Source organism: Cellulomonas sp. URHE0023, assembly GCF_000688475.1.
Taxonomy (GTDB): domain Bacteria; phylum Actinomycetota; class Actinomycetes; order Actinomycetales; family Cellulomonadaceae; genus Cellulomonas.
The window spans coordinates 23,293-36,256 of sequence record NZ_JIAN01000012.1 but is presented as its reverse complement, the minus strand read 5'-3'; the positions used below and the strand labels follow the sequence as shown (position 1 = coordinate 36,256).

The 12,964-nt window shown below is 70.2% G+C and carries 11 protein-coding genes; all 11 read right to left on the bottom strand.

Going from position 1 to position 12,964, the window contains the following annotated elements; all coding sequences use genetic code 11:
* Positions 1-1,007 (bottom strand): methyl-accepting chemotaxis protein (locus N553_RS0120230; RefSeq protein ID WP_034623683.1); only part of this gene is annotated, 1,007 nt, incomplete at its 3' end.
* Entirely contained in the window at positions 1,007-2,299 is a 1,293-nt protein-coding gene (locus N553_RS0120225; RefSeq protein ID WP_231505337.1) for a sugar-binding protein, read from the bottom strand. The genes N553_RS0120225 and N553_RS0120230, both read right to left, overlap by 1 nt.
* A gap of 142 nt (positions 2,300-2,441) precedes the next feature.
* Positions 2,442-4,067, bottom strand: coding sequence for a methyl-accepting chemotaxis protein (locus N553_RS0120220; RefSeq protein ID WP_028048031.1), 1,626 nt, complete (start codon positions 4,065-4,067; stop codon positions 2,442-2,444).
* A gap of 90 nt (positions 4,068-4,157) precedes the next feature.
* The gene (locus tag N553_RS0120215; RefSeq protein WP_028048030.1) at positions 4,158-4,574 is read right to left on the bottom strand and encodes a chemotaxis protein CheW; all 417 of its coding nucleotides are present in this window, start codon (positions 4,572-4,574) and stop codon (positions 4,158-4,160) included.
* Positions 4,571-7,078, bottom strand: coding sequence for a chemotaxis protein CheA (locus N553_RS0120210; RefSeq protein WP_028048029.1), 2,508 nt, complete (start codon positions 7,076-7,078; stop codon positions 4,571-4,573). The genes N553_RS0120215 and N553_RS0120210 overlap by 4 nt, the downstream gene beginning before the upstream one ends.
* Positions 7,079-7,138: 60 nt before the next feature.
* Positions 7,139-7,426 (bottom strand): carbon storage regulator CsrA, encoded by a 288-nt coding sequence (gene csrA, locus N553_RS0120205; RefSeq protein WP_028048028.1) that lies wholly within the window; start codon positions 7,424-7,426, stop codon positions 7,139-7,141.
* Positions 7,427-7,489: 63 nt separating this feature from the next.
* Complete coding sequence (locus N553_RS0120200) at positions 7,490-8,635, bottom strand: hypothetical protein (protein ID WP_028048027.1); 1,146 nt, start codon at positions 8,633-8,635, stop codon at positions 7,490-7,492.
* Positions 8,613-10,670: a flagellar biosynthesis protein FlhA gene (locus N553_RS0120195; RefSeq protein ID WP_028048026.1), complete on the bottom strand. Its 2,058-nt coding sequence runs from the start codon at positions 10,668-10,670 to the stop codon at positions 8,613-8,615. Before N553_RS0120195 ends, N553_RS0120200 begins: the two co-directional genes overlap by 23 nt.
* Positions 10,667-11,923, bottom strand: a complete 1,257-nt coding sequence (locus N553_RS0120190) for a flagellar biosynthesis protein FlhB (RefSeq protein WP_028048025.1) — start codon at positions 11,921-11,923, stop codon at positions 10,667-10,669. The genes N553_RS0120195 and N553_RS0120190 overlap by 4 nt, the downstream gene beginning before the upstream one ends.
* Complete coding sequence (locus tag N553_RS0120185) at positions 11,920-12,687, bottom strand: flagellar biosynthetic protein FliR (RefSeq protein WP_028048024.1); 768 nt, start codon at positions 12,685-12,687, stop codon at positions 11,920-11,922. Before N553_RS0120185 ends, N553_RS0120190 begins: the two co-directional genes overlap by 4 nt.
* Positions 12,688-12,689: 2 nt before the next feature.
* Complete coding sequence (gene fliQ / locus N553_RS0120180) at positions 12,690-12,962, bottom strand: flagellar biosynthesis protein FliQ (RefSeq protein WP_028048023.1); 273 nt, start codon at positions 12,960-12,962, stop codon at positions 12,690-12,692.
* Positions 12,963-12,964 lie beyond the last annotated feature (2 nt).

The window sequence follows — 12,964 nt, the reverse complement described above, 5'->3', positions numbered from 1 at the left end:
ATCGAGGCACCCATCTCCTCGGCACCGGCCGCGACGGCCTGCACGTTGCGGGACACCTGCTCGGCAGCCGCAGCCACCACGCCCGCCTGTGCACTGGTCTCGTCCGAACCCGAGGCGACCTCGCTCGAGGAAGCCGACAGCTCCTCAGCAGCAGCCGCCACCGTCTGCGACGTCTCCAGGACACCGGCGAGCGTGCGACGCAGCGACTCACGGGCCGTGTTGAGCGAGGCGGACATGCGCCCGACCTCGTCGTAGCTCGTGACCTCGACCTCGACGGTCAGGTCGCCCTCGGCGAGCGCCTCGAGCGACTTCTGCACGCCGCGCACGGAGCTGGAGAGCTTGCGGGTGGTGTACGTCGCAAGCACCAGAGCAGCTGCTCCGCTGACGACGAACGCGATGGACAGGGCGATGATGGTCATCATCGTCTCGTTCTTCCCGCGCTCCAGGATGTCGTTGACCTTCGCGTCGACCTGACCGGCGGTCAGCGCGAGCACTCGACCAGCCCAGTCGGCGTCAGCCGCGGCGTCGGCCTTGAACGCTGCCGCCAGCGTGAGCAGGTCGGAGTTGCCCAGCAGAGGCGTCAGCGAGCTGTCGCGGTAGTCGACCCACGCCGCCCAGCGGTCCTGGAAGTCGTCCCACTGCTTGGTCTGGACCTCGGGGAACTCGTTGATGATCGCGATCTGGCGCTCGACGTCACCGTCGAGCCACTCCGAGGTCGTCATGATCTGCGCACGCGTCGCCGGGTCCGCCGTGGCGGCCTGGACGAACAGGAGGTGCGAACGGGACTGTGCGGTCCGCAGCTCGGCGAGCGCCGTCTGGAGCTTGCCGGTGTACTCCGACATCTCCTGGAGGTGGTCGGCGGCGCGGAAGAGCGCAACCGCGCTCGCACCGCCGACGAGGCCGAACGTCACGCCCAGGACGAGCAGCGACGAGGCGATCTTGACCGCGACAGGGCGGTCCATGAACCAGCGGCGCTTGAGCGCCGGGGAAGTTGTCTGCGTGGCCATCAGCCGATCTCCGCCTCGGTGTAGTACCCGCCGTCGACGAGCACGTGCTTGTAGTTGTCCTTGGTGACCATCTGCGGGGTCAGCAGGTACGACGGGACGACCTTGACGCCGTTGTCGTACGAGGTGGTGTCGTTGATCTCGGGCTCGTTGCCCTTGAGCAGCTCGCGCACCATGCCGACGGTCACCTCGGCGAGCGTCCGCGTGTCCTTGTAGACCGTGGCGATCTGCTCGCCTGCGGCGATCGACTTGATCGCGGGGATCTCGGCGTCCTGGCCGGGGACGGCGGGGACGTAGCCGAGTGCCGGCTTGACCGCGCCGATGATCGCCTGGGCGATCCCGTCGTTCGGTGCGAGGACCCCGTCGAGGTGCTTGCCGGCCTGGTAAGGCGCGAGCAGGGTGGTCATGCGCTGTCCGGCGACGTCGTTCTTCCAGCCCTGGATCGCGACGTCGAGACGCTCGACCTGGCCGGACGGGACCGAGATGACCCCGGCGTCGATGAACGGACGCACGACGGACATGGCGCCGTCGTAGAAGAACGTGGCGTTGTTGTCGTCGGGCGAGCCGGCGAACACCTCGATGTTCACGCCCGTGCGGCCGGTGGGCTTGCCGCTGGCGTCGATGACGCCCATGCCGGCGAGAAGGGCCCGGCCCTCCATGACGCCGACCTGGAAGTTGTTGAACGACGCGTAGTAGTCGATGTCGCCCGAGTCACGGATGAGCCGGTCGTACGCGATGACGGGGATGTCCTCCGACGCCGCGTTGGCCAGAACGGCCTTGAGCGCCGTCCCGTCGACCGCGCCGACGACCAGGGCGTCCGCGCCGTCGTCGATGAGCTTCTGGATCTGGTCCGCCTGGGCGGCCGCGTCGTCACCGGCGTACAGCATCTCGACGTCGTACCCGAGAGACGTGAACTGCTTCTTCAGGTTGTCGCCGTCGGCGACCCAGCGAGCCTGCTCCTTCGTCGGCAGTGCGACGCCGACGACCTGGCTCTCGTCGTCGCTCGATCCGCTGCCGCACGCGGCGAGCGAACCCACGATACCGACGGCGAGGATCATCGCCGTCCACTTGTTTCGACCCTGCATTACGACTCCTTGGGTGTGAGCTGAGGTGGTGGTGCGCTGGGACTGCTCTGCGAGGACGTGAGGGACCTTGTCGGCCGCATGCGTGACGTCGTAGGTCGCCATCGCGTCCGCCAGCTCGGCGTCGTGGGCGGTCTGCTCGTCCAGCCACTCGTTCTGCTCATCGGGCGTGTCGGCCGCGACGCGGGCAGCACGCTGGGGTGCGGTGCTCATGTCGCGGGGACCTCCTGGTGAGAAGACGTGTCGTCTCCCCCCCGATCGGCCGGTGCGACCCGGAACTGAGCAGTCTCGCCACACGCAACGACGCCCCGCCGGAGGTCCGGCGGGGCGTCGTCGAGGTGGTGCGAGCGGAGCTCTAGAAAGTGAACGCCGAGACGCGAGTGCGCAGGTCAGTCGACATGCGCGCGAGCTCGTTGACGGCGTCGCCCATCTGCCCCAGGGTCTGCGAGGAGGATGCGGCCGAGTTGGCCACCCCGGAGATGTTCATGGCGATCTCGCCGGAGCCGGTCGCGGCCTCGGCCACGCCACGGGACATCTCGTTCGTCGTCGCGGTCTGCTCCTCGACCGCCGAGGCGATCGTCAGCTGGTAGTCGTTGATCGAGGCGATGATCGTGGCGATCTGACCGATCGCGGCGACCGCACCGGTGGTGTCGGCCTGGATGGCCTCGACCCGACGGGCGATGTCCTCGGTGGCACGGGCGGTCTCCGAGGCGAGCTCCTTGACCTCACCGGCCACGACCGCGAAGCCCTTGCCGGCCTCACCGGCACGCGCAGCCTCGATCGTCGCGTTCAGCGCCAGCAGGTTGGTCTGCTCGGCGATGCTCGTGATCGTCTTGACCACGTTGCCGATCTGCAGCGACGAGTCACCGAGACGGGCGACCTGGTCGTTCGCCGACTCCGCGGCGCTCGTGGCCTGCTCGACCACCTTGGCGGCCTGGTTGGCGTTCTGGGCGATCTCGCGGATCGAGGCACCCATCTCCTCGGCACCGGCCGCGACGGCCTGCACGTTGCGGGACACCTGCTCGGCAGCCGCAGCCACCACGCCCGCCTGTGCACTCGTCTCGTCCGAACCCGTGGCGACCTCGCTCGAGGACGCCGACAGCTCCTCGGCAGCAGCAGCCACGGTCTGCGACGTCTCCAGCACACCCACGAGGGTGGCCTGGAGCGCGTCCTGCGCCACCGTCAGGGACGCGGCCATCCGGCCGATCTCGTCCTTGCTGTGGACGTCGGCACGCACCGTCAGGTCACCGACGGCAAGTGCGTCGACCGCGACCTGGACCTTGCGGACCGAGCGGCGGATCGAGCCGGCGAGCGTCGCGCCGACGGCAGTCAGGAGTCCGAGCGCGACCAGGACGATCACGATCAGCTGGCGGCTCACGGACGTGGCCTGGTCGTGCACGTGCGTCGAGACGTGCACGACCTCGTCGGCCGCGGCGGCCGCGGTGGCGTCCAGCGCGTCGACGTACGCGTCCTTGAGGGGCTCGGTGACCGTGTTGAGCACCTCTTCGTAGGCAGCGCTGTCGCCGCTCACCGCCGCGGGGACGAGCTTGCTGTCCCGGGCCTCGCGCCAGGCGGCGTAGTTCGTGGTGAAGGTGTCCCACCCTTCGAGCTCGGCTCCGCCGCTCGCCTCGAACGCGGCAGCCGCCGCATCGAGCTCGGCGTCGTTCTCGTCCTGCTCCGCCATCCAGTGGTCGTGCGCCTCCTGGCTCGACGTGCCGGCCAGCTGCGCCACGATCATCCGGCCCTTGAGCTGGTCCTGGTGCACCGTGTCCATCGGCGCGACCAGGTCCGTGACGACGGCCGCGATGTCGTTGGTGTCCTTCGCCATGTCGGTCATGTTGTAGACGGCGGACCCGCCGAGGCCGATCGCAGCCACACCGAAGAGCGCGGTGAGGCTCAGCACCTTCGTGCGGACGGAGCGGTCGGCAAGCCACGCACCGCGCGGGCGCGGTGCATCGGCCGATGCGAGGTTCGTGGACATGGGGACTCCTTCGTCAGGCCATGTGGCCGTCGTCTGGGCGACCGGCTCAGCGAGCCGGTCGATGGGGGCAGTTCGGGAGGAGAGCCGGGCTCAGGCTGCGACGGTCTGGTCGACGTCGAGCACGAGCAGCAGGCCCTCGTCGAGCTTGTGGGCGCCGCGGATCAGCGGGCGCATCACGGCGTCGAGGGTGTCGGGAGGCGTCTCGAACGAGGCGGGGCCGACGTCGACGACGTCGCCGATCTCGTCGACCAGCAGGCTCACGGCCTCGCCGGCCACCTGCACGACGACCATCATCGGCTCGTCGAGCGCGGACCGGCCCGGGAGTCCCAGGCGCGTCCGCAGGTCGATCGTCAGGACGACCTGGCCGCGAAGGTTGACGAGCCCGGCGATCGTCGGCGGAGACAGCGGGACGCGCGTGCGGGTGTGAGACCGCAGTGCCTCCTGGACTCGCACCACGTCGATGCCGTAAAGGCGACCGTCGAGCGTGAAGGTCACGTACTGGCTCATCGCAGGGCTCCTACAAGGTCGGACGCGTGGTGCGCGTCGGTCGTGCCGAGTTCGGTGTCATAGAACGAGGCGTCTGCGAGGAGGATCGCCTCGCGGACGTTCAGCAGCTCGGTCACCCGGTCACCGAGGACGGTCGAGCCCAGCAGGCCGTGGTCCTCGATGTCGGAGTGGTGCGCGACGTCGTCGTCGACGATGTCGAGGATCTGGTCCACCACGAGCCCGCAGCTCCGGTCGCCCCGTGTGAACACGACGACCAGCAGCTCACCGTTCGCCGACGGCTCCGAGTACGACCCGAGAAGGCCGCCGAGCCGTGCGAGCGGAAGGATGGATCCGCGATAGCGGACGACCTCGCGGCCACCCACCAGCTCGAGGTGCTCGGTGCGCAGGTGCTCGAGCCGGGCGACCGAGGCGAGCGGCATGGCGACGCGACGGTCGCCCACGCTGACCACGAGCACCTGCTCCATCTCGACAGCGCGAGCGGCTGCCTCCTGCGCGCGGCGACGTGCCTCGGAGCTGACAGCCTCGAGGTCGCCGACGATCGCGCGTCGGGCGATGGCCTGGACGTCCAGGATCAGCGCGACCCGGCCGTCGCCGAGCACCGTGGCACCCGCGTAGACACCGATCGACTTGAGCCGCGACGAGAGCGGCTTGACCACGATCTCCTCGGTGTTGAGCACGCGGTCCACCAGCAGGCCGAAGCGCTGCTGGTCCGCCTGCACCACCGCGATGACGCTGGTCTGGTCCCGCTCGCTGGTGTCCTGCTCGAGGCCGAGTGCGCCCGAGAGGGACACGAGCGGCAGCAGGTCCCCGCGCAGCCGGTAGACGGGTGCGGAGTGCACGTACTCGATCCCCGAGCCCGAACGCTGGCCGTCGAGGGCCACCAGCTCGAGCAGGTTGATCTGCGGCACGGCGTACAGGTCGCCGCTGCACTCGACCGTCAGCGCCGGCATGATCGCCAGCGTCAGCGGGATGCGCAGGCGCCAGACGGTTCCGACGCCGAGCGTCGACTCGATGTCGACCGTGCCGCCGATGGCCTCGACCTTGGTGCGCACGACGTCCATGCCCACGCCACGACCGGACACGTTGGTGACGGCGGCAGCGGTGGAGAAGCCGGGGACGAACAGGAGCTGAAGGAGCTCGGCGTGGCTTGCGGAGTCGAGCTGCTCGACCGTACGCAGGCCCTTCTCGAGCGCCTTGGCTGCCACCTTGACGGTGTCCACCCCGGCGCCGTCGTCGGCGACCTCGACCACGACCTGGCCACCGGAGTGGTAGGCCCGAAGTGTCAGGACGCCCTTGGCCGGCTTGCCGGCGGCGATGCGGTCCTCGGAGGGCTCGATGCCGTGGTCGACGGCGTTGCGCACGAGGTGCGTCAGCGGGTCCTTCACGGCTTCGAGGAGTCCACGGTCGAGCTCGGTGTCTCCACCGGTCATGTCCAGCTGGACCTCGCGCTTGCACGCCGCCGCGAGGTCGCGCACGATGCGCGGCATCTTCGACCAGAGGTGCTCGATGGGCTGCATGCGCGTCTTCATGACGCCCTCCTGCAGCTCACCGGCGATGAGGTTGAGTCGCTGCGCGGAGCGCGACAGGTCGACGTCGTCGGTACCTGTGGCGAGCCGGCTGATCTGGTTGCGGGTCAGGACGAGCTCGCCGACCTGACGCATGAGCGCGTCGAGCAGGTCGACGTCCACGCGGATCGACGTGTCAGCGGCACCACGCAGGCCGGGGACGGACTCCTCGTGCATCTGCTCCGAGCCGGGAGCACCGGTCTGGGTCGGGACGAGCGGCTTCACGGACTTGTTCCCATTCTTTGCGGTGGGGGTCGGCGACGGCTGCGGTGCGATCGCGACTGCAGGCTGCGGCGCGGGCTCGGCGGGCGTCGCGGTGATGACGGCAGACGTCGACTCGGCCGCGGCGACCGCGGTGGTCCGCGGTGCGCGGCTGCCGATCTTCTTCTTCACGGGAGCGGCGGCCACGGCCTCGACGAGGACGGGCGTCTCGACGACGACCGGCGTCTCGACGACGACGGGCGCCTCGGCGACGACCGGCGCCTCGACGACGACGGGCGCCTCGGCCACGGCGGGCGTCTCGGCGGCGACGTCGTCGACCTCGACCGGCGCGGAACCGTTGCGGATCGCGTCGACGGCGTCGATGACCACGTCGATCGGCACCTCACCCTCGGTGCCGTCGGCCTCGATGTGGGTGAGGATGTCGCGGACGCAGTCCGTCATCTGCAGCAGGACCGTCGTGGTCCGCTGGTCCATGGACCGCACACCGTCGCGCAGCTCGACCAGCAGGTTCTCACCCACGTGGGTCACGCGCTCCAGGCGACTGAACGCCAAGAAGCCACTGGTGCCCTTGATGGTGTGGATCGTGCGAAAGATGCTGCTCAGGTACTCGCGTGAGCCGGGGCTCTCCTCTAGTGCTACGAGGTCGCGGTCCAGCTGATCGAGATTCTCATAGCTCTCGACCAGGAACTCACGGACGATCTCGTCGATGTCCTCCACCGGTTACCTCCCGAATCCGCGCGTAACGCCCTCATGACCGAGGCGTCCCGGCGAACGACTTCATCGGTTGGCGGGAGGGGTTCCTGAGGGGTCTGCGGCTGCGGACTCGGAGACGGTCCTGGCGGGTACGGCGAGTCGCTGCAGGCTCGCCACGGTGCGGTCGTCGGCAGCGACGGCTTCGACGTTGGCGGCGCGCACAGCCTCGAGCACCTCGGCGCGGTGCACGCGCACCTCGCGGGGGGCGTCGATGCCGAGGCGGACGCCATCACTTCGCACCTCGATGACCGTGACGACGATGTCGTCGCCGATCACGAGCCGCTCCCCAACGCGACGACTGAGCACGAGCATGCGGCGACCCTACCGGAGCGGGCACCTACCTGCGGCGCAGCGCGCGCGTCGTTCTCGGGGCGGTTACCGAGCAGCGGTGCCCAGCGCCTGACCGAGTGCGGCCGCCCACGCGACCGTGGTCGCCGGGATGCCGTCCACCCACACCACGGGGACGCCCAGGTCGAGGACGGTGCCGGGCTGGGTCGTGTCGAACAGCCCGCGGACGGCGATCGCGTCGATCCCGCCGGGACCGCCCACGTCGGCCATCCACCGCGTCGCGTCAGCGGTCTTGGTCCGGGCGTCGACGACGGCCCACACCTGGGCCGCGCCGCACGTGCGCAGCAGCGCTGCCGCGTCGGCACGGTCGGTCGGCTCGGGTCCGACCGCGAGCGCGACGACACCGATCTGCGAGCTCGAGGCGACGCGCTCGAGCCAGGTGGCGAGCTCGGCGGCGTTCGCGGCCTTGGCCACGCCGACGCGACCGGTGCGCGCACGGCCACCGGTCCGGGCGCCCGCGGCACACGTGGCCGACGGTTCCAGACGCAGCCGTTCCGTGAGGATCATCGCCACGGCATCGACGTCCGACTGCTCGCCGACGACCACCACGACGGAGCCGGCGGCCCGGGGCAGCGCCGGGGCGGCGGGCACGCGTGCGAGCACGGCGGGCAGGGTCAGAGGTGTGCTGCTGTCCAGCATGTGCTCGGGGATCCCGATCCCGCGCAGCGAGGCGCGCAGCGGGTCCTCCACGGGCGGCGCGGGCACCTCGATGTCGGCGGGCGCCGGGGTTCCTGCCATGGCGCGCACCTGCTCGAGGATGCCGGCGAACGCCGCACCGCCGGTCGAGACGGTCGGGTGCGGGTCGGGCGGCTCCGGCACGACCTCGTCCGTGTCGTCCATGACGTCCAGGCTCTCGACCGTCTCCGGGGTCGACCCGTCCGGGAGGGCGTCGTACGCGTCGGCCGCGGCGAGCAGCGCGTCGATGCCGTCCGCTTCCGGGGCGGCGGGTACGGGCTTCGGGCGCGGGGGGTTCCTCAGTGCACGCGGACGGCCCTGCGGCTCCTCGGGGACGTCCACGGTGAGCTCGAAGCGCTCACGCGCGAAGAACCCTCCCACGCCGCCCGTCCGGATGCGCTCTGCGCGCACCACGCGGGCGCCAGGCCCGAACTCGGCCTGCACGTGGGCCATGAGCTCGGCGAGGTCGGTCCCCTCAAGCAGCAAGCGCTGGGACACCGCTCACCACCCCGAGGGTCTCCACCTGCACGCCGACACCGGTGACCTCACCGTAGGACAGGACCGGCAGACGCGGCAGGCCCATGGCGACGAGCCGGCGCAGGGCCGGGCGGATGACCGGTGCGCACGCGAGCACGACCGTGCGGCCCTCGGCCTCGGCCTCGGCGACCTGCCGACGCAGCTGGTCCAGCATGGCCTCGAGCCGGCTCGGGTCCACCAGCAGGTGGGTGCCGTGCTCGCCGGGACGGATCGACTCGACCAGGTTCTGCTCGAAGCCGGGGTCGAGCGTGACCGCCCGCAGCACGTCGTCCCGCACGTACATGGAGCCCAGCGCCGGGCCGAGGGCGGCGCGAGCCGCCTCGACGAGCCCCTCGGCGTCGGTGCTGACCCGGGCACGCAGCGTGAGCGCCTCGTAGATCCGGCCCAGGTCCCGGATCGGGACCTCCTCGGCGAGCAGGCCCTGCAGGACCCGCTGCACCTCGCCCAGGCTGAGCAGCGTGGGGATGAGCTCCTCGACGACCGAGGGGTTGACCTTCTTGACGCCCTCGGTGAGGACGCGGACGTCCTCGCGGCCCAGGAGGCGCGACGCGTGCTGGGCGATCAGGGCACCGAGGTGCGTGATCAGCACCGAGACGCGGTCGACGACGGTCGCACCGGACATCTCGGCGGCGTGCCGCAGCTCGGCGGGGATCCACTTGCCGGGCAGGCCGAACACGGGCTCGTTCACGGTCGTCCCGGGCAGGGCGCCCAGGTCGTCGCCGAGCGCGAGCATGCGACCGGCCGGAGCCTCGCCGCGGCCGACCTCGACGCCCGCGATCTTCACCACGTAGGTGGACCGCGGCAGGTCGACGCTGTCCCTGGTGCGGACCGGCGGCACGACGATGCCGAGCTCGAGCGCGGTCTTGCGGCGCAGGCCGCGCACGCGGGCCAGCAGGTCCTGGTCGGGTCCGCTGCCGACGAGGTCCACCAGGTCGGGGGCCAGCAGGATCTCGAGCGTGTGGACGCGCATCTGCTCGATGAGCTGCTCGGGGCTGTCGTTCGAGGGGGCGACGGCGCTGGCCTGCGCACCTGCCTGCACGGCGGCCTCCTCCTTGACCTCCACGCTGCGGGACCGCTGGGCGACGATCAGCAGCGTCCCACCCACGAGAATGAACGGGAGCTTGGGCATGCCCGGCAGGAGCCCGAGGGCGAGCGCACCCACACCTGCGATGCGCAGCGCGGTACGGGACTGACCGAGCTGCTTCGTGGCCACCGCACCGAGGTCACCCTCGGCCGTGGCTCGTGTCACGACGATACCGGTCGCCACGGACAGCAGCAGGGCGGGGATCTGCGTGACGAGGCCGTCACCGATCGTCAGCAGGCTGAACCGCTGCAGGGCGTCGCCGGCGCTCATGCCCATCTGGACCATGCCGATGACGAAGCCACCGATGAGGTTGATGATCGTGATGATGATGCCCGCGATGGCATCGCCCTTGACGAACTTGGAGCCACCGTCCATCGCACCGTAGAAGTCGGCCTCGGCGGCGACGTCCGCGCGCCTGCGGCGGGCGGTGTCCTCGTCGATCAGGCCGGAGTTCAGGTCGGCGTCGATCGCCATCTGCTTGCCGGGCATGGCGTCGAGCGTGAACCGCGCCCCGACCTCCGCGACTCGGCCGGCACCGTTGGTGATCACCGCGAACTGGATGACCACGAGGATCAGGAAGATCACGAGCCCGATCACCAGCGACCCGCCGACCACGAAGTGACCGAACGAGTCGATGACGTTGCCCGCGAACCCGTCGCGCAGCACCAGTCGCGTCGACGCCACGTTCAGGCCGAGCCGGAACAGCGTGAACACGAGGATCAGCGACGGGAACACCGAGAAGTCCAGTGGCCGCTTGACGTACATCGCGGTCAGCAGGATGACCAGCGAGACCGTGATGTTGAGCGCGATCAGCAGGTCGAGCAGCACCGGAGGCAGCGGCACGACGAGCAGCAGGACGATGCCGACGACGCCCAGGGGCACCGACAGGGACATGAGGTTCTTGTTCTTCATCGCGTGACCTGATCTGTCGTAGGCGATCCGGTGGGCGCGGTGGCGCCGTCGGTGAGGACTGTGGTGGTGACTGAGGACGCGGAGCGTCCGGTCTGAGCAGAGCTGGGCTTGCGGGCCGGCCGGCGAGCGGCGCGTGCCGTGGCGCGGTGGTCTGTGCCGTCGGCCTCGATGGTCGGGCCGCCGGGGACGCGGTGCTGGCCGGCGGACGCTCCGCGACGGCGCAGGGCCATCACGAACGCGAGCACCCGGGCGACCGCGGTGAACAGGTGCGCCGGCACCTCCTGGCCGAGCTCGCACGCGGCGTGCAGCGCGCGGGTCAGCGGGATGTCCTCGATCATCGGGACGCGCTTCTCCGACGCCGCCTCGCGGATCTTGGCGGCGACGGCTCCTGCACCCTTGGCCACGACCTTGGGCGCACCCGTGCCGGGCTCGTAGCGCAGCGCGACGGCGACGTGCGTCGGGTTGACCAGGACGACGTCCGCCGTGGCGACCTCGGACATCATGCGGTTCCGGCTCATCGCCATCTGCTTGGCGCGGATCGCGCCCTTGAGCATCGGGTCGCCCTCGGTGCGCTTGTTCTCGTCCTTGACCTCTTTGAGCGTCATCCGGGTCTGCTTGCGGTTGCGCTTCATCACGACGATGACGTCGGCGAGCGCGAGCAGCAGGCCCGCGCCGATGCCCGTGCGCAGAAGCGTCGCGGTGCCGTTGGACGCGGTGCCGAGCAGGCTGTTCAGCGGGAGGGTGCCGGACGCCATCAGCACGGGCGCCATGGACTTGATCCCGACGAACATCACGAGACCGACGGCGGCAGACTTCAGCAGGGTCTTGGCGCCCTGCCACACGGCCTGCACGCCGAACATCTTCTTGAGGCCGTTCATCGGCTTGAGGTGGTCGACGTGCAGGGTGAAGCGACGCAGGCGGTAGCCGCCCTGCGCCATGCCGACCCCGACCGTGACGATCATGAGGATGACGAACAGCGGCGCGAGCGTCGAGATGACCGAGCCCAGGGCGTTCTCGAGGAGCTTGACGGCGCCTTCGACCGTCGGCTCGTCGGCCACCTGCTTGAGCTGCGCGAGCTGGTCGAGCGCGGCCGAACGACCACGGGTGATGACCATCGGCAGCGCGAGCACGGCGGCACCGAGACCGAGCCACGAGGAGAGGTCCTGCGACCGCCCGAGCTTGCCCTTGCGGTGGACGTCCTTCATCCGCTGGGCGGTGGCCTTCTCCGTGCGGTCGCCGCTGTCGCCGCTCATGAGCCTCCTCCCAGCATCATGGACATGGACTTGCCGGTCAGGCCCTGCACGACGTTCGGCAGCGCGAGGAACGCGAACGCGCCGAGCGACAACGAGATCAAGATCTTCAGCGGGAAGCCCATGGCGAACGCGTTGAGCGCGGGGGCGACCTTGGTGAGCAGGCCGAGGCCCACGTCGGCGAGGAACAGCACGACGAGCAACGGGCCGGCGATCTGGAGCGCACCGACGAACATCTGCGAGACCCCGGTGGTCAGCGAGTGCATGAACACGTCGGGGTTCAGGGCCGCGCCGAGCGGCAGGGCCTCGAACGTGCGGATGAGCCCGCCGAGCACGATCTGGTAGCCGTTCGTCACGAAGAGGAGCACCATCGCGGTCATCTGGTAGAGCCGCTGGAACTGTGCCCCGCTCGACTGGCTCATCGGGTCGAACGCGGACGCCATCTGGAAGCCGCCGAACAGGTCGATGAGCGTGCCGGCCGACTGGATCGCCGAGAACACCATCATCACGAGGAACCCGAACAGGGCACCGATGACGGCCTGCAGCAGGAGCGAGCCGACGAACCCTGCGGTCGTGTCCGTCCCGGCGGACGTCAGACGCGGCGAGACAGCGATGGCCAGGCCGACCGCGATCATCCAGCGCACCGTGGCGGGGATGACCTTCTGCGAGAAGGGCGGCGCAACGGTCATGAAGGCGAGGATCCGGACAGCGGCGAGCATCGCCGTCTGCACGGCCTCCAGAGGCAGCGCGACGTTGACCGGGTCCATGCTCAGCCCCCCGTCAGTGAGGGGATGCGAGCGAACAGCTCGTGGGTGAACTGGACGATCTCCGAGATCATCCAGTGCCCGGCCAGGAGCAGCGCGCACGCTGCCGCGATGGCCTTGGGCACGAAGCTGAGCGTGACCTCCTGGATCTGGGTCACGGACTGGATGAGCGACACGACGAAGCCGACCACCAGGGAGGTCACCAGGACCGGGGCGGCGAGCTTGGCGGCGAGGAGCAGCGCCTGCATGCCGATGTCGAGGACTGCGCTGGTGTCCATCG

What these genes read in the sequence shown, in the direction of transcription:
- N553_RS0120225 (WP_231505337.1), bottom strand. Translation starts at nt 2,299, where the DNA reads ATGAGCACCGCACCCCAGCGTGCTGCCCGCGTCGCGGCCGACACGCCC.
- N553_RS0120195 (WP_028048026.1), bottom strand. Translation starts at nt 10,670, where the DNA reads ATGAAGAACAAGAACCTCATGTCCCTGTCGGTGCCCCTGGGCGTCGTC.
- csrA (WP_028048028.1), bottom strand. Translation starts at nt 7,426, where the DNA reads ATGCTCGTGCTCAGTCGTCGCGTTGGGGAGCGGCTCGTGATCGGCGAC.
- N553_RS0120215 (WP_028048030.1), bottom strand. Translation starts at nt 4,574, where the DNA reads ATGAGCCAGTACGTGACCTTCACGCTCGACGGTCGCCTTTACGGCATC.
- N553_RS0120185 (WP_028048024.1), bottom strand. Translation starts at nt 12,687, where the DNA reads ATGGACCCGGTCAACGTCGCGCTGCCTCTGGAGGCCGTGCAGACGGCG.
- fliQ (WP_028048023.1), bottom strand. Translation starts at nt 12,962, where the DNA reads ATGGACACCAGCGCAGTCCTCGACATCGGCATGCAGGCGCTGCTCCTC.
- N553_RS0120220 (WP_028048031.1), bottom strand. Translation starts at nt 4,067, where the DNA reads ATGTCCACGAACCTCGCATCGGCCGATGCACCGCGCCCGCGCGGTGCG.
- N553_RS0120190 (WP_028048025.1), bottom strand. Translation starts at nt 11,923, where the DNA reads ATGAGCGGCGACAGCGGCGACCGCACGGAGAAGGCCACCGCCCAGCGG.